At 45.4% G+C, this 17,170-nt stretch carries 13 protein-coding genes; 8 read left to right on the top strand and 5 right to left on the bottom strand.

Translation table 11 applies throughout. The annotated features are described in order from the left end of the window. The first annotated feature begins 17 nt into the window (after nt 1–17). Genes JV36_RS0116420 through JV36_RS0116430 form a run of 3 tightly spaced genes read left to right on the top strand, consistent with a single transcriptional unit; the run spans nt 18 to nt 2,145 of the window. Complete coding sequence (locus JV36_RS0116420) at nt 18–347, top strand: DMT family transporter (RefSeq protein WP_032097387.1); 330 nt, start codon at nt 18–20, stop codon at nt 345–347. A 13-nt stretch (nt 348–360) separates the two neighbouring features. Then, complete coding sequence (locus tag JV36_RS0116425) at nt 361–1,530, top strand: sensor histidine kinase (RefSeq protein WP_052010333.1); 1,170 nt, start codon at nt 361–363, stop codon at nt 1,528–1,530. 9 nt (nt 1,531–1,539) lie between these two features. Continuing rightward, complete coding sequence (locus JV36_RS0116430) at nt 1,540–2,145, top strand: response regulator transcription factor (protein ID WP_032097386.1); 606 nt, start codon at nt 1,540–1,542, stop codon at nt 2,143–2,145. A 27-nt stretch (nt 2,146–2,172) separates the two neighbouring features. Here JV36_RS0116430 and JV36_RS0116435 read toward each other — a convergent pair whose 3' ends face one another. Together JV36_RS0116435 and JV36_RS0116440 are read right to left on the bottom strand one after the other, a co-directional pair. Then, on the bottom strand, nt 2,173–2,529 hold the full coding sequence (locus tag JV36_RS0116435) for a hypothetical protein (RefSeq protein ID WP_235207873.1): 357 nt from the start codon (nt 2,527–2,529) through the stop codon (nt 2,173–2,175). Between the two features lie 238 nt (nt 2,530–2,767). Next, nucleotides 2,768–5,032, bottom strand: coding sequence for a TonB-dependent receptor (locus tag JV36_RS0116440; protein WP_032097384.1), 2,265 nt, complete (start codon nt 5,030–5,032; stop codon nt 2,768–2,770). Between the two features lie 850 nt (nt 5,033–5,882). Here JV36_RS0116440 and JV36_RS0116445 point away from each other — a divergent pair. The 5 genes from JV36_RS0116445 to prpF all read left to right on the top strand — a co-directional run bounded on the left by JV36_RS0116445 (nt 5,883) and on the right by prpF (nt 13,161). Beyond that, entirely contained in the window at nt 5,883–6,545 is a 663-nt protein-coding gene (locus tag JV36_RS0116445) for a GntR family transcriptional regulator (protein WP_032097383.1), read from the top strand. Nucleotides 6,546–6,610: 65 nt separating this feature from the next. Beyond that, nucleotides 6,611–7,486, top strand: coding sequence for a methylisocitrate lyase (gene prpB, locus JV36_RS0116450; RefSeq protein ID WP_032097382.1), 876 nt, complete (start codon nt 6,611–6,613; stop codon nt 7,484–7,486). 259 nt (nt 7,487–7,745) lie between these two features. Beyond that, nucleotides 7,746–8,870: a bifunctional 2-methylcitrate synthase/citrate synthase gene (gene prpC, locus JV36_RS0116455; protein WP_032097381.1), complete on the top strand. Its 1,125-nt coding sequence runs from the start codon at nt 7,746–7,748 to the stop codon at nt 8,868–8,870. An 11-nt stretch (nt 8,871–8,881) separates the two neighbouring features. Continuing rightward, the gene (gene acnD, locus JV36_RS0116460; protein WP_032097380.1) at nt 8,882–11,473 is read left to right on the top strand and encodes a Fe/S-dependent 2-methylisocitrate dehydratase AcnD; all 2,592 of its coding nucleotides are present in this window, start codon (nt 8,882–8,884) and stop codon (nt 11,471–11,473) included. A 506-nt stretch (nt 11,474–11,979) separates the two neighbouring features. Next, nucleotides 11,980–13,161: a 2-methylaconitate cis-trans isomerase PrpF gene (gene prpF, locus JV36_RS0116465; RefSeq protein WP_032097379.1), complete on the top strand. Its 1,182-nt coding sequence runs from the start codon at nt 11,980–11,982 to the stop codon at nt 13,159–13,161. Between the two features lie 63 nt (nt 13,162–13,224). Here the strand turns inward: prpF and JV36_RS0116470 are convergent, their stop codons facing one another. The 3 genes from JV36_RS0116470 to JV36_RS0116480 form a co-directional block, all read right to left on the bottom strand. Next, nucleotides 13,225–14,844, bottom strand: a complete 1,620-nt coding sequence (locus JV36_RS0116470) for a sodium:solute symporter family transporter (protein WP_032097378.1) — start codon at nt 14,842–14,844, stop codon at nt 13,225–13,227. Nucleotides 14,845–14,912: 68 nt separating this feature from the next. Then, nucleotides 14,913–16,604 carry a PH domain-containing protein gene (locus JV36_RS0116475; protein WP_032097377.1) on the bottom strand — a complete coding sequence of 564 codons (1,692 nt, stop codon included), beginning with the start codon at nt 16,602–16,604 and terminating at the stop codon, nt 14,913–14,915. After that, on the bottom strand, nt 16,604–17,155 hold the full coding sequence (locus tag JV36_RS0116480) for a PH domain-containing protein (RefSeq protein WP_032097376.1): 552 nt from the start codon (nt 17,153–17,155) through the stop codon (nt 16,604–16,606). The genes JV36_RS0116475 and JV36_RS0116480 overlap by 1 nt, the downstream gene beginning before the upstream one ends. Nucleotides 17,156–17,170: the final 15 nt, after the last annotated feature.

The following is a 17,170-nucleotide window of genomic DNA, read 5'->3' on the forward strand; positions in this document are numbered from 1 at the left end:
AAAAAAGGAGGTTATTTATGATTTATTTATTATTAGCCCTCGCCATTGTTACCGAAGTTACTGCAACCTTACTTCTTAAAGCGTCTGATGGATGGGAGAAATGGGCATTTGGCTACGCCGCTATTGCATTTTATGCTATCTCTGGAGGTTTGTTTGCGGTTGTATTAAAGCACATGGGTATTGGGGTTGCTTATGCCATTTGGTCTGGTTTGGGTATAGCACTGATTACAGCGGCATCAGTCGTTTTCTATAAACAAACCTTCGACATGTTTGCCGTGATAGGTATTATACTGATTGTGTCTGGTACAGTGCTTATTACGAGTAAGTCTGCCGTCGTATTTCAATAAGGAAGAAGTACTTGTGCTTAAACACAATACTGATACCCAGTTAGAACAATCGCCCACCATGCCGCTACTTGCTAGTGGGCGCAAGAAGCGATGGTCGTATAGCAGCCTATTTTTTTCCTTGTTCTTTTTTGTGCCACTCCTACTTTCACTGCCGCTGAGCAGCGCTGTACTATCGTTTAACGTTTTAGCCTACACGCTATTTGTAATGACTTACCTTGTCGCGATTAATAAACCACAGCACCAGCTTCCGTTTTACATAGCCTTTATATTGGCACTCGGGTATGTCACCACCTACAGCAATCCGGGTGGTGCCGTATTTTTTGGCTTTGTCGCTTTTATTTGCGGTTACTATTATGCGCTGAAACGGTCATTGCTCATCATGTCATTGGTGCTTATCTCACTTGCAGCACTTCAATTTTATTTCATCAAAACAAACGATTACTTTTTGCTTGCGGCTGCGATAAACAGTGTCGTACTTCTTGGCTTTGGCATTATGGAGCGCAAAGAAACCCTTCATCAATTAAAAGAGTCCCAGCACGCCGCGTCATTACGCACACTGTCAGCCATTGCAGAACGTGAACGCATTGGCCGAGATTTACACGACGTTGCGGGCCACGCGCTAAGCTCTATTTCTTTAAAAGCACAACTTGCCGATAAGCTGTTGAGCAAAAATAACGTTGAATTAGCACAGCAAGAAGTTAGGGCGCTAGCAGAGTTATCGCAGTCACTCCTAAGTGAAATACGCCATGCAGTATCCGACATAAAACAACTTTCACTAAATGATGAAATTACCAAAAACAAAGCCTTACTCATGGAGAACGACGTCAATGTTAACTTGGATGTTGATGGTGATATCAATCAACATATTAGCGCGATGGAAGAAACCCAGCTGGCACTTATTGTTAAAGAACTCTTTACCAATACACTTCGCTACTCAAATGCTACCCACGTCACCTTGAGTTTAAAGCTATCTCAGATTAATACGCCCGACCCTTCATATACACTGGAATATCACGACTTTGGTCGTCTAGATAACGTCAATCAAATAAAAGAAGGCAATGGCTTAAAAGGAATGAGAGAGAGGGCCGCGTCAATAAGCGCCCAAGCCACGATGACATTTTCCTCTCACCCTGGTTTTACATTTACGCTTACATCTAACACGCCTAAGCGTACTCATTTATAAAGGAAGCAGATGACCACCATTCTCGTTGTTGAAGATCAATCACTCGTGCGCGACGCTATTGCTATGCTGTTGTCTCTAGAAGAAGAACTCGAGGTGGTAGGAAAATGCAGCCATGGACAAGAGGCTATTCACTTTTTAGAAAATAATCCCGCGCCAGATATCATTTTAAGCGACATTGAAATGCCTCAAATGAGTGGGCTAGATTTAGCAGTGCATGTAGCATGTCATCATATTGCTAGTCACGTGGTGTTAATGACGACCTTTGCCAAGCCTGGTTATATAAAGCGAGCCATGAGTGTTGGCGTAAAAGGTTTTGTCTTAAAAGAAGCCGATAGCGATTACTTAATTGCATCTATTAAGGACGTAATTGCTGGGAAAGTCGTTATATCTACTGAACTTGCGCTAATGGCGTTAGACGATAATAACCCACTGTCTGAAAAGGAAATGTCAGCGCTTAAGCTCGCATCAGAGGGGATGAAAACCCACGATATTGCTAGCGCGTTGTTTTTATCTGAAGGTACGGTAAGAAATTATCTCTCAGAGGCTATCTCAAAGCTAAACGCAACCAACCGCATTGATGCTGCTCGAATAGCGCAGCAAAAAGGATGGCTTTAAACTACACCGTATTTCCGTTGGTTTTAGTTAATATTGGGGAGACGTGTGCGCCGGCAAATTCAATGTTGAGGCAAGTCCAGTCACCACTCTCTCTGGCCCTACTACCTGCCCTAGCTTGTCGCTAGACCATGTACACACCAAAATGCTGGTGCCTTTTTTTAGCTCACACTCCCACTTTTTGGTGGATTCTTTAAGCGGAAGGTAATCTTCTTCAATTTCCCAACCGTCATCAACATGTGAAACGATAAGCTGTTCAAAGGCGTCAAAGGGGATCTGCTGAATGATACGCCAATCATGCTTTTTGAATTTTCGTTCAATCCAAGAACGTTGTAACTTAGATAGTATCCCCACCCCTGCTAATCCTCTTGTCCATTTGATTGTCACTAACCGATGTTTATTAATGTAGAGTTAGTCACACAAGGTCATGTAATAAAACTATTCTAATATCGTCATTAAAACAAGATTACCGATGTATTTAGTTACATATTACGTATACAAACTGAGTTATAGCTACTTTTTGCAGTCTCTCTCAAGCTTATAGGTATAAAAAAGCCGGTCGCTTCATTACAAAGGACCGGCTTTTATGTTTGTGCGCTATCGCATGCTTATTTAAGCGCGCTTTTTAGAACTCGGTTGAGAATCTCACACCAAACTCACTCGCATCGTTGCTGAGTATTTGCAGAATATAGTCGCCAGTATTTAAGCGAGCATTGTCATAACGCTCATCAAAAATGTTACGACCGTATAATGCCACTGTGTACGCTTCGTCTGCTGGTGTGTAAGCAATATCAAAGTTTACAAGCTCACGACTATCAAGCTCTGTCATACGCTCTGGTGCAGATGTTGGCTCGCCATACATCTCTGAACGATATGAATAATCGGCACGTACGCGAATTGAATCACCGCCATCAAGTTCAAAGGTATACTGTGGACCAATCGCAAGGGTTAAATCAGGTGTAAGTGGAGCAACTGGACTAAATCCTGCCTGCTCTTCTACGTCAACATCCATGTAACCAATGCTGGTCATCATGCTGAAGTTACCGTAATTAAACGTTGTATCTAGTTCGATACCGCGAGAAGTCTGTTCAACCACTAAGTTAGCAGTGTCGAAACCACCTTCACTTACACGGCTTACTTGGTAAGGTAGGTCATCAAATTCAGTATTGAATACTGCAACACTCATATCAACATATTCGTTAATACGGCCCTTAATACCCACTTCGTAGTTTGTCGCAGTGATGTTGTCAGAGGCAGTAAAACAGTTATTGGCACGCACTGCTGCTTGTGCACCGTCGATATCGTCAAAGCCACCGGCACCAAAGAACTGACCAATTAGGCAGTATGGACGCGCTGGATATTGACCCGACTGATAGCCCGACTGAATGGTAGCGTAACCCGTCATGCCGTTATCAAACGTATAGTTGGTAGCTAATTCCCACGTCAATTCGTTCCAGTCGTTCGAATCAAAAATAGTACCTAGTGCAGAGAATACGTTAGCAGAAGCGTCTTTTTCGTCTTTCGTGTAACGCAAACCACCCGATACAGATAGCTCGTCGTTAATATCGTGACGAAGATTGATGTAAGCTGCTTTAGACGTCGTTTCTTGGTCAAGTTCAAGTAGGTTTCCACCACCGTCGAAACTAGAATCTTCACCCTGGCGGTTACTACCTTCTTCGTTGAAGTAGTAAAGGCCAGCAACAAAGTCAGTATACTCGTTAATGTAACCATTTAACTGAAGTTCAATAGAGGTTTGGTCGGCTTCGCCGCGCTCTGGGAATTGATCTAGTGAGAAAACAGTGCCGTCATCGTCTAGGCCCGCTTTATATTTTGACGTACGCTGACTCGCCACTACTTTAGCCGTGTAGTCTTCGTTAATATCCCATTCGGTAGTAAGTGCAATACCGCGGGCTTCGTTAGATACGCCGGTTACCGCTTCAGTGCCAGTAGCGTTGTCGTAGCGATCCGCACCCGCTGGGGTAACATCGGTATTACGTAGTTCAACACCTAGGCCGTTTCCGCCACCAAAATAACGCGCAGAGCCAACTTCATCGATAAGCACAGTATATGGACGAAGGCCGCCGTCGCCGTTGTTTGCGTCAGCCGTTAGCACCATACGAAAATCGTTAGATGGTTCCCACTTAACTGATACACGTCCAGATACGTCTTCGGTTTCACCCACATCATATTCTGCATTTGGAACATTGATAAACTCACCTAAGCCATCACGCTTGTTAAACGATAAGTTTGCATTAAATGCTACTGTGTCAGAGAGCGCATGGTTAAGGAATAAGTCTGCTTTTACACGACCGCGTGTACCAAATTCTGTGTTGATTTTGGTTACATCGCCTTGGTCTGGCTCTTTGGTAATGATGTTAATTGCACCACCAATTGAGTTACGACCGTATAGCGTACCCTGTGGACCACGCAGTACTTCAATACGCTGAATGTTGTTTAAGCTCCAGTTTTGACCAACCTGACGACCTAAGTAAACACCGTCAACGTATACGCTTACGCCTGGATCGGTTGTGATCAAGTGATCTTGTAAACCAATGCCGCGAATAAACGGGTTAACTGATGAGGTATGGCCTGCTGAAAAACCAGTAACGTTTAGGTTTGGTACAAATTTACCCACGTCAGTTAGGTCAGTAATACCCTGTGCAGCGAGCTTGTCTCCGTCAAAAGCACTGAGTGCAATTGGCACTTCGTAAATAACCTGCGGACGCTTAGTCGCGGTAACGGTTATTGCTTCGAATTGTTGCTCTTCTGTTGCTTCTGCTTCTTGTGCAACAGCCACATTGGTAAGTGCTGGAACGGTCATCGCTACTGCTAAAGCGACAGGCGAAAGCTTACTGGCTAGTGTCTTAGACACGTCAGTGTGAGTGGTCATTTGGTGGAACCCCTTTGCGTGAGTGTTTGGTATTTACGGCTTATAGTTTGTGTTTCAAGTTCTTCTGCGGAACTCTTACAACCTAAGGACCTTGAAGGCAAAGAAGTACATGTTGAAATGTATTTTACTGACAGCATGCATGAATGCGTGCACCAGTCTTCGCCGTTTGAGTGTCTAACTTAGGCTCGAAAACTGGATCGATATGATACCGACAGTTTGCTTACTTGGAAAGTTAATTATCATTTTTTCACCAAACTAAAAAACCAAAAACAGACTAATTGGTTAGCTGGTACGACCTTTTAAGAACAAAAATAAATCGTGTAATAGCTTTATAATTCAATATTTTAAACACGCACTAAATAAGTCATTTTAATTGTAAAATTGACATCTCGAATTGACCAAATAGACAACTCTGCTCTCTGCCATTATCAACTTTCTCGCTCCTTACATAACCTTTGGTCTTTAGCCTTTAGCCGTAAGAATTAAGATTAAAAACCAAATGCACTTTAAACAGAAGTTCTTTTAAGCCCCCTATTTTAAGATCCCAGTAAACCAGCTTCATCACAAAAAACATCAGCACCCGCTTTTTAAACTGCCAATATTTTTGAAATCTGCCAATACCTTGAACTTGGTTAATGAGATTGATTCACGAGCTCAGGTTACGAGCTTAGATTGAAAGCTCAAACCACGCGCTTTGCTATTCCACACTGAAGCGCATTTCAATACAGGTACTACCGACCATCTCAATATGACAATAATATTAATTTGTCGACAATAAGGGGCTTAAAATTTGATATTGAGTTTCAAAGAGCCTATATTGTCGACATTATGAGAAAACAAGCAGCTTATTGTGACGCTAAATAACGAGCAAGCTATTACTAGCGCAGACAAAACGTTTTATCAGCTTCGGAACGATATCGTCGAAGGCATTATCCCGTCCGGCTCTAAGTTAAGCGAAACTGAATTGTCGACAAAATATGAAGTGTCTCGCGCCGTAGTGCGCGAAGCAATTAATCGCCTTGCAACGTGCCATCTTGTTGAACGTAAGGCCAACGTGGGCGCTCGCGTTGTTGCACTATCTCCAGAAGGCTTAGTGCAGCTGTATCAAGTAAGAGAAGCCCTAGAAGGAATGGCAGCTAGGCTTGCGGCACGCTATATGAGCGATGATGAAATAGCCGCGATGCAAGGTTTACTAGACAGTCACTTTAACAAAGTGAAAGGCGGTGAAAGCTACTATCAAGAGGCCGGTGACGTGGATTTTCACTATCGTATTGTCACTGGTAGCAAAAACAGCCACTTAATCAGCGTATTAATAGACGGCTTGTATCACTTGGTGCGGATGTATCGCGTTCAGCTTGGCATGGCAGGACCGCGGGTAACAACGGCATTTGATGAACACAGACACATTGTAAACGCCATTGCTAACCGAGATGAAGAGTTAGCAGAAATACTCATGCGCAGACACATTCTTTATTCAAAAAATAATATAGAAAAGAAGCTCAATCATGCATAAATGCAGCGATGCTTCGGTATTTTTCATTCACCTCTACCCTACTTCTAATTAAGCGAGTAACTATAATGAGTGCAGGAAAAAAATTTAGAGACGCCCTTTCTAAGAACAAACCACTACAAATTGTAGGCACTATTAATGCCTATTCAGCAATGATGGCAAAATCCATTGGTCACCAAGCTATTTATCTTTCTGGCGGTGGCGTAGCCAATGCATCATACGGTTTGCCAGATTTAGGCATGACATCACTTAACGACGTGATTGTCGATGTGCAGCGTATTACCTCAGCATGCGACCTTCCTTTATTAGTTGACATAGACACTGGATGGGGTGGAGCTTTTAACATCGCTAAAACCGTTCGCGATATGGAAAAAGCGGGCGCAGCCGCAGTACATATGGAAGATCAAGTTGCGCAAAAGCGCTGTGGTCACCGTCCAAACAAAGAAATTGTCAGCACTGAAGAAATGGTTGACCGCATTAAAGCGGCGGTAGATGCCCGCACAGACCCTGACTTTTTCATTATGGCTCGCACCGACTCTTTTGCTCAGGAAGGCCTAGAAAGTGCTATCGAACGGGCAAAAGCATATGTGGCAGCGGGTGCAGACGGCATTTTCGCTGAAGCGGTAAAAACCGAAGAACACTATCGTGCCTTCGCCGACGCATTAGACGTGCCTATTCTTGCCAATATTACCGAATTCGGCCAAACCGAATTATGGAATAAAGAACAGCTTGGCGAATGGGGCGCTAGTATGGTGCTTTACCCGTTAAGCGCATTTAGAGCTATGAACAAAGCTGCTGAAATGGTGTACAAATCTATACTTGAAAATGGCGATCAGAAAGCCGTTGTCGACAGCATGCAAACCCGCATGGAACTCTATGATTACCTTGGTTACCACGATTACGAGCAAAAACTAGATGAGCTCTTCGCAAAGGGTAAAAACTAAGAAATATGACTATAGCTTGAAGTTGCCAAGCACGAAGATGTAGGAGGGAAGTACAGTTCCCAGCCCCTACGAGGCATGGATGCCGAGTCGGAGCCCCCATGGATGGGTTCACGGCGTGGCTGGGGACTGTGCTTTACTCCGGCAGCCAATGTGCTTGCCAACTTCAAGCGCCAAAACATCAACTAGAATTTTTAACTAGAATATTTAACCTGAATATTAAAAAAATACCTTACAAATTTAAAAGACCGGAGATTACAAGATGGCTAAACAATTAAGTGGCGCGGGATTACGCGGCCAAGTTGCAGGTAAAACAGCATTATCGACCGTAGGCAAATCAGGCTCGGGTTTAACGTATCGCGGCTATGACGTAAAAGATCTTGCCAACCAATGTCAGTTCGAAGAAGTCGCTTATCTTATCTTAAAGGGCAAATTGCCTACTCAAGCAGAGCTAGACAGCTATAAAGAAAAGCTTCGTGGCATGCGCGGTTTGCCTGACGCACTTAAAGAAGTGCTTGAGCGCATTCCAAAAAACGCACACCCAATGGACGTACTTCGCACTGGTTGCTCTATGCTGGGTAACCTTGAGATGGAAAAGAGCTTTGACGAGCAGCAAGAAGTGACTGATCGTATGCTGGCGTGCTTCCCTAGCATTATTTGCTACTGGTATCGCTTCTCACACGACGGCGTTCGCGTTGAAGTTGAAACCGATGACGACTCCGTTGGCGGCCACTTCCTGCATATGCTTCACGGCGAAAAGCCTCGCGAGCTTCACGAACAGGTAATGCATGTATCACTCATTCTTTATGCAGAGCATGAATTTAACGCATCAACCTTTACAGCCCGTGTATGCGCATCAACCCTATCTGATATGCACTCGTGCGTGACAGGTGCCATAGGTTCACTTCGCGGTCCACTTCACGGTGGCGCAAACGAAGCGGCCATGGAAATGATTGAAGGCTTTACCTCTGCCGACGATGCCGAAGAAAAGATGATGGGCATGTTAGAACGCAAAGAAAAAATAATGGGCTTTGGCCATGCGGTGTATGCTGATTCAGACCCTCGTAACGGCATCATTAAAGAGTGGTCTGAAAAGCTATCTGCTGATGTGGGTGATACAGTACTTTACCCTGTTTCAGTGCGCTGTGAAGAAGTCATGTGGCGTGAAAAGAAACTGTTCTGCAACGCAGACTTTTTCCATGCCTCTGCCTATAACTTCATGGGTATTCCTACAAAACTATTTACACCAATTTTTGTAATGTCTCGTTTAACAGGCTGGGCAGCTCACGTAATGGAACAACGTTCTGACAACCGCATTATTCGTCCATCAGCCGACTATACCGGTGAAGAGCTTCGTCCAGTGCCCGCTATCTCTGACCGCGCATAAGGTAACCATTTATGAATATTGATTACCGTAAACCCTTGCCAAACGCGAGTATCGATTATTTCGATACTCGCGAGGCGGTAAATACGATAGAGCCAGGGGCTTATGAAAAGCTGCCCTACTCTTCTCGGGTATTTGCTGAAAACTTAGTGCGCCGCTGTGCACCTGAGCAACTTAATAAAGCGCTAGAGCAGTTAATCTATCGCAAACGCGACCTCGACTTTCCTTGGTTTCCAGCCCGTGTGGTATGCCATGATATTCTCGGTCAAACTGCACTGGTTGATTTGGCGGGTTTGCGAGACGCCATTGCAGCGAAGGGGGGCGATCCGGCCAAAGTGAACCCAGTGGTTCCTACCCAGCTAATTGTCGACCATTCGTTAGCTGTTGAACACGCAGGTTTTGAAGAAGACGCTTTTGAAAAAAATCGCGCCATTGAAGACAGACGTAACGACGACCGTTTTCACTTTATTAACTGGACAAAAACAGCGTTTAAAAATGTAGACGTTATTCCTCCAGGTAACGGCATCATGCACCAAATTAATTTGGAGCGTATGTCGCCTGTTATTGAATCTCGCGATGGCGTGGCGTTTCCTGACACATTAGTAGGAACCGACAGCCATACTCCTCATGTAGATGCTCTTGGTGTAATTGCTATTGGTGTGGGTGGACTTGAAGCTGAAAGCGTCATGCTTGGTCGTGCGTCTTACATGCGTCTACCTGACATTGTGGGTGTCGAGTTAACCGGTAAGCCGCAGCCAGGTATTACTGCAACTGATATCGTATTAGCACTTACTGAGTTCTTGCGTAAGCAGCGAGTAGTTTCTGCCTTCTTAGAGTTTTATGGCGAAGGCGCTTCACACCTTACCCTTGGCGATCGTGCCACCATTTCGAATATGACGCCAGAGTACGGCGCCACTGCCGCAATGTTCTATATCGACCAGCAAACCATCGATTATTTGCGCCTTACGGGCCGTGAAGAAGACCAAATAGCCTTGGTAGAAAACTATGCGAAGCACACGGGCTTATGGGCTGATGATTTAAAAACCGCTGAATATGAGCGCGTACTCACTTTCGATTTATCGTCAGTAGGTCGCAACATGGCAGGGCCCTCTAATCCACATGCTCGCTTGGCAACTAGCGATCTTGCGAGTCGCGGCATTGCGGCAAAATGGGAACAAGAAGACGATAAAATGCCTGATGGCGCGGTTATCATCGCTGCTATTACAAGCTGTACCAATACGTCTAACCCACGCAATGTGATTGCTGCTGGTCTTATTGCTCGAAACGCAAACGAACGCGGCCTCACCCGCAAGCCGTGGGTAAAAAGCTCGTTAGCGCCTGGGTCGAAAGCGGTAAAGCTTTACCTTGAAGAAGCTAACCTGATGAGCGAACTTGAAGCCCTTGGGTTTGGCGTAGTGGCTTTTGCTTGCACTACCTGTAACGGCATGAGTGGTGCACTAGACCCTAAGATTCAACAGGAAATCATCGACCGCGACCTGTACGCCACCGCAGTACTATCGGGCAACCGAAATTTTGACGGTCGTATTCATCCTTATGCCAAACAAGCGTTCTTAGCATCGCCACCTCTGGTTGTTGCTTACGCGATTGCCGGTACTGTTCGTTTTGATATCGAAAAAGATGTATTGGGTATTGATAACGACGGCAACCCAGTAACGTTAAAAGACATTTGGCCAAGTGACGAAGAAATTGATGCGATTGTTGCGAAAAGTGTTAAGCCTGAACACTTCAGAAAAGTGTACGAGCCAATGTTCGACTTAAGCGTAGATTATGGCAGTCATATCGACCCGCTCTATGAATGGCGCGAACAAAGCACGTACATCCGTCGCCCACCCTATTGGGAAGGCGCTATGGATGCAGAACGCACTATGACAGGCATGCGCCCCCTTGCCATATTAGGCGATAACATTACTACCGATCATTTATCTCCCTCTAATGCCATTATGGCAGACAGCGCGGCAGGCGAGTATTTGACGAAAATGGGATTACCTGAAGAAGACTTTAACTCTTATGCAACCCACCGAGGGGACCATTTAACTGCTCAGCGTGCCACGCTTGCTAACCCAAAAGTGTATAACGAAATGGTGCAGGAAAATGGCGAAGCCAAGCAAGGCTCTCTTGCTCGCGTTGAACCCGAAGGCAAAGTTGTACGCATGTGGGAAGCTATTGAAACCTACATGACCCGCAGACAGCCTTTGATCATTGTTGCTGGCGCAGATTACGGCCAAGGCTCGTCACGAGACTGGGCAGCAAAAGGCGTTCGTTTGGCGGGTGTTGAAGTGATTGCCGCGGAAGGTTTTGAGCGTATTCACCGCACTAACTTAATCGGAATGGGCGTGCTACCGCTGGAGTTTAAACCGGGTACCACCCGTAAAACACTCGAGCTAGATGGTACTGAAACCTACGATGTTAAGGGCGAGCCGTCACCAGGTGCAACGCTTACTCTTGTGATAAACCGCACTAATGGCGAAAAATTAGATGTTCCAGTGACGTGTCGATTAGACACTATGGAAGAAGTCTCTATTTACAGCGCTGGCGGCGTATTACAACGCTTTGCAAAAGACTTCTTAGAAGCCGAGGTTGGCTAAGTGGTCTCAACATTTGGCTGACTGGCTGGATAGAAAGTACTAAGCCGGGTTTGGGACACGCCGTAAATACATCCATGTAGGCTCCCAATTCGCATCCATGCGAATTGAGGGTCCCATACCCAACTTAGTGCTTTCTCACTTCCGCTAATGTTGAACAAATAAAACGAGTCTTATTATGAGCGATAGGAAGGCAAGTGAGATGGCTGCAGGGCACGCCGTAAATACTTCCCTGTAGGCTCCCAATTCGCATCCATGCGAATTGAGGGCCCTGAACCTAACTCACCATCCTTCTTTCAATTGGGCATTAGTTTTGCGTAGAGTTTGATTACGATTTAAAAACTTATCTCTCTAAGTACAGATAGATTCGAACTTTAAGAGAGGAGCGAGTACTCAGGTGAAACCTTCGGGGCGCATGGATGCGCCCCGAGAGCCTACAGGGACGTATTTACGGCGTGTTTCACCTGAGCATTCGCTCTCTTTGAATAAACAAAGAAAAAGGAATAAACATGACACAGTATGCGCCACAGCTTCGAGTACCAGCTACCTACATGCGCGGCGGTACGAGTAAGGGTGTATTTTTTAATTTAACGGATTTGCCAGAGGCAGCTCAAAAACCAGGAGCAGCGCGAGACGCCCTACTGCTTAGAGTAATCGGAAGTCCAGATCCTTACGGTAAACACACCGATGGCATGGGCGGGGCTACCTCAAGCACCAGTAAAACCGTGATAATTAGTAAGAGTGAACGAGAAGGTTACGATGTTGATTATCTTTTCGGCCAGGTTGCCATCGATAAACCCTTCGTAGATTGGAGCGGAAACTGCGGTAACTTAACAGCAGCTGTAGGTGCATTCGCCATTAATAATGGTCTCGTTGATAAAAGTAAAATTCCAGATAATGGCATTGCTGTTGTGCAAATTTGGCAAGCAAATATCAACAAAGCGATTATCGCTAACGTTCCCATTACCAATGGCGAAGTACAGGAAACCGGTGACTTCGAGCTTGATGGCGTAACGTTTCCCGCAGCAGAAGTAGAAGTCGCTTTTGTGGACCCAGCCGATGGCGAGGGTGCTATTTTTCCTACGGGAAGACTGGTAGATACCCTTGAAGTGCCGGGAGTGGGTTCGCTGCACGCTACTATGATCAACGCTGGCATTCCCACTATTTTTATCAATGCAGAAGACATTGGCTATACCGGTACCGAGCTTCAAGACGATATTAATAGCAAACCTGATGCGTTAGCCAAGTTTGAAGCAATTAGAGCCCATGGCGCAGTAAAAATGGGCTTGATCACCGATATTGGTGAAGCAGCCAGCCGCCAGCATACTCCTAAGGTTGCCATGGTTGCCCCTCCTTCACCTTATAAAGCGTCTAGCGGAAAAGATATTTTAGGCTCTGATATCGATGTTTTGGTTCGCGCCATGTCCATGGGCAAACTGCACCATGCCATGATGGGCACTGCGGCTGTTGCCATAGCAGCTGCCGCAGCAATTCCGGGCACACTAGTTAATTTGAGTGCAGGTGGTGTTGACCGTGATGCCGTTGTCTTCGGCCATCCATCAGGCACATTGCGCGTCGGTGCAAAAGCTGAGTTTTCAAATGATGGTTGGCATATTGCTCAAGCAACCATGAGTAGAAGTGCTCGAGTGCTGATGGAAGGCAATGTTAGAGTGCCTGCACCACAAATTTAGCTAATTTCAGTTCAATTTGACCCGCCAACCTATCGAGCGCCCATTGTTTTGGGCGTTTTTTTACTACGCAAACCAATCAGGCATTTTCCAACACACGAACACAAGTAATAAAAAATAGCTTAGCAATACTGTCATCACCGCAGGTGTTAGAATCGAATGCTTTTTGGTAGCAATGCTTCCTTTGGTTTCTCCTTGCTCAGTGCTCTCAATGCTCTTGGAATGAGCGTCGTCTACACTTGCTCCTTTCGAGCGTAGTTGTGAAGAGAGTACAGCCATTACAATCGCTGTCACAAATCCTATGACATTCCACCAAAACCAAAATATGTTGTGGATGAAAAACGCAATGACGATATTGGTGAACACCCCTGTGACCAAGCCTAGATTTACATCAAACCCTCTCACTACTTTGCTTAACATACCAAGAAGAAACACTGCTAACAAAGGGCCAAAGAATACTGAGCCAACTTTATTGATTGCTTCGATAACAGTAGGCGCAATATTGCCAGCATTTAAAGATAAAATAAGAATGATAACGCCCCACACAATTCCCATCACTTTCGCAATAAACAGATATCGCTGTGGCTCTATGTCTTCATTCAGCGCCCGACTAATATCCTCACCACTCACTGCGGCCAACGAATTAATAGCAGAACTCAGCGATGACATTGCCGCAGCAAGTATAGCGACAATCAACAAGCCAATAATCCCGTGGGGTAAATAATTGAGAATGAAAATAGGCATTAGCCAATCTGGGTTATCGGCAGGAATCTGATTTAAAAAGCTCGGGTCAGAGAAGGCGAGTGTGCCAACTATCAAACCCGATATGCAGTACAAAAGCGTGATTGGAAAGCGCAGAAGCCCGTTCGCGATCATCATTTTTTTAAGGTCTGCTTCGTTTTTTGCTGAAAGCGCTCGCTGCGCCTCCGATTGGTCGCAGCCGTAATATGAGGCATACAGAATAATTCCCCCCATAACCATTGGCAAAAAACCAAAGCTGTCGCCATTAACCCCTAATGATGAAAAGTTTATTGCGATAGTCCGCTCTGCTGGAACCCGTTGTAAGAACTCAGACACGCCGCCAAGCGCTTCAAGTCCAACAACCGCACATATAATTGTACCCAGCACGATGATGACCATTTGAATGGCATCACCGTATACCACTGCTTTCATACCTCCTTGCAAAGAGTAGAGCAGTGTAACCACACCAATCAGTGCGATTGCGTGCCAGGCCTCTATTCCCATCGTACTTTGCAAAATAATAGTGAGCGCATACACCATAATACCAGTTGAGAAGGCTCTGCTACATTGGAATACAACGCTGATGATAAGGCGTGTTGATAACCCGAACCTGCGCTCCAGATAGTCGTAAATACTGACAACGCCGCTGCGGTACAAGGTAGGTAGTACAGTACCAAGGAGGAACAACATCGCCAAAGGAACGGCCAATTCGTAAGTTAACCAAATGAGGCCGCCCCCTTCTCTAAAACCAACAAAGGCCGGAGCAGAAATAAAGCTTACTGCAGAAAGCTGAGTGGCCATTACCGATAAAGTAAGCGGTTTCCAGCCTAATTCACGTCCGCCCAGAAAGTAAGCTCTACTAGATGATTGACCTCTTAGTAAAAAACCGACAAACAATAAACCTATTAGGTAAAAGCAAATAACGGTGTAGTCGAGAATATCCATATAAAGTGAAATTGTAGTTCACGGTATTAACACCATTACACAATTAACGAGCTTTTGCATGAGTAAAATTACATCCATGACTTACGCGTAGACTCCACCTCATAAAGCACGCTGTCAGCAAGCGCTTTAACGTAATGCTCTGGCAAGAAAGGAACAGTAACCGACCCTGACGCTAATACGAACTTGATGGACGCAAGTTGATGCCGTCGCATAAACACACTTTGTTTAACAATAACTTGTTGTATTTTGTATGGTTCAAAACATAGGTAATCAACACCAATCCGCCCTCGCCTAACGTATACATATTTGCCATCGGCCGCTATGCCCCATCGCCACCAGCGCAGGGTTAGCAACAGACTCCCTGCAACCAAAAGCCCGATAGAGCCAAGAAAAATGTCGAGCTGAGATGAGACAATACCAACAATAAACAATGCTAAAATCGGTACGCTCCACGCTACTACCAACCAGTGCAATATAAAGCGTTTGCTAATGCCTAGATAATCATCGCGGTGAAGTTGGCAATCAGGCATGACTTCTTGACTAAGCTCAACCGCTTCCTGTTCGGTAACCGATGGCACAATAAGTTTATTGGGCGACATCAGTTCTTGCACTTGCTGACCTGCCGTGGAATTTTGCTCAAAATACAAGTTGACCCGCTTGAGTATTTTGTCGAGCCAGTCTTGTTTAGCTGTAATCATTTGAATACGCGACGCACGCATGCTGACTTCTTGTTTATTCAATAGACCGCTGCGGCGAATGTATCTGTCCTCAGAGCGCGAGAGGGTATATCCATAAAACGTGAATAGCGCTCCCCCTACGCTAAGTAGCGCCATAGCAGCCATTATCATCATAAGAATCACAAACGCGTAAAGCCCAAACTGCCACCATGCGACGGTTTGTTCACCCACGATTTGGTTAAGCTGCAGACCTTTATCCGCCAACCAGTCAGAGACTAAACCTATAGCGTCATCGTAAAAAGGGGCTGCGGCACCGAGTATTATCCACACCCTGTTATTGGTAATACCGTGAATAACGATATCGCCAATCGAGCGGGTGTTGAGTACCTCCTCGTCGCTCTCTACACTATCACCCTCTAGCTTGTTCCTTTCTGGCATGCCCCCTGCTAACTCGCCAAAGCGAGCCGCCCCATTATCACTAGAAAGATGCTCGGGAGAACTCTGAGCTGGGCTTTGAACTGAGCTGTCATTTAAGTTTGAAGATGATAGGGCAGCGGAATACTCTTCTTTCTTATTTTCAGCCAGCACTTGCTTTCTAAGCGCATTGGCATAGGAAACCGGCACCGCGACTATGTTAGCTTCTTCTTTACCGCTTCCTGCGGTATCCAGCACCACTAATGCATAGCCAAACGGACGATAATAAAAGGGGTGCTCTATTTTTACGTTCTGAATGCGCCAAAATGGTAAATTAGTATAGCGACGTTGAAATACGCCAGTTTGAATCTCAACATGCTGATTGTGCACGCGAAAGGTGTACATAAAAAAGCTTATCAGGCCACTGCCCACCGCCAGCGACACCAAGGTGCCAATAGCAATATACGCCTCTGGCGAGTTTAGCTTGGAGAGCACGTTAGAGCCTATGGCCAACGCGGGAATAATATAAATAAGCCCTTGGGCAGAATTTTTAATGTTGCGTGCCGAGAAATATAAGATAGCGATGATGGCTAAGCGCTGCCACGCATCACCGGTTTCTACTTTGACTGAGCTCCCAGCATTCGATGATGTAATCTCTTGCTCTTCCACTATCGGGCGCTCACATCTTTATGATCGAGAATAAACTGCCTAATCTGATTAGCCTCATCAATTTCAAGCCCTGGAATTTCAAAGGTATGCATCTCACCACCAGCTGAAAAAACCTGTAACGAAGCCAGTCCGGCCCATCGGTCAAGCGGGCCTCGCTTTAACTCAACATGCTGTACTCGAAGAATAGGCTGACAAGATAACTGCCGAAAGAAAAGGCCCGACTCCTTACTTACATCTTGCTCTCTAACAGCAAATTTCACCTTCTTGTCGGCAAAAAAATGATAGGTAAACCATAAAAAGCCCAACGTAAAAATGACTAGGCACGCATAGGGGTAGGCATTGTGAAGGTCGTCTGGCACACGAAACCAAGGTTGATATTTTGCTACGGATAGCGCGCCAAGCATAAGCACAGTGACGGTGGAACATACGCCTAAATTAATGGTGCGATACTTTTTCGACACTGACGTTAGCGCCAGTAAATCTAGCGCGGGTAAATCCTGCTGAGAAAGCGGTTCGTTAGAAAACTCGGCCGCCTTTGACGCTGAAAACATACACCTTATCCTTGT

The sequence above is a fragment of the Alteromonas sp. LOR genome, from assembly GCF_000753865.1.
GTDB lineage: Bacteria > Pseudomonadota > Gammaproteobacteria > Enterobacterales > Alteromonadaceae > Alteromonas.

Bases quoted from the DNA above. Each gene is read 5' to 3' on its own strand.
- JV36_RS0116420 (WP_032097387.1), top strand. From the start codon at position 18: ATGATTTATTTATTATTAGCCCTCGCCATTGTTACCGAAGTTACTGCA.
- JV36_RS0116430 (WP_032097386.1), top strand. From the start codon at position 1,540: ATGACCACCATTCTCGTTGTTGAAGATCAATCACTCGTGCGCGACGCT.
- JV36_RS0116440 (WP_032097384.1), bottom strand. From the start codon at position 5,032: ATGACCACTCACACTGACGTGTCTAAGACACTAGCCAGTAAGCTTTCG.
- prpB (WP_032097382.1), top strand. From the start codon at position 6,611: ATGAGTGCAGGAAAAAAATTTAGAGACGCCCTTTCTAAGAACAAACCA.
- prpC (WP_032097381.1), top strand. From the start codon at position 7,746: ATGGCTAAACAATTAAGTGGCGCGGGATTACGCGGCCAAGTTGCAGGT.
- acnD (WP_032097380.1), top strand. From the start codon at position 8,882: ATGAATATTGATTACCGTAAACCCTTGCCAAACGCGAGTATCGATTAT.
- prpF (WP_032097379.1), top strand. From the start codon at position 11,980: ATGACACAGTATGCGCCACAGCTTCGAGTACCAGCTACCTACATGCGC.
- JV36_RS0116470 (WP_032097378.1), bottom strand. From the start codon at position 14,844: ATGGATATTCTCGACTACACCGTTATTTGCTTTTACCTAATAGGTTTA.
- JV36_RS0116480 (WP_032097376.1), bottom strand. From the start codon at position 17,155: ATGTTTTCAGCGTCAAAGGCGGCCGAGTTTTCTAACGAACCGCTTTCT.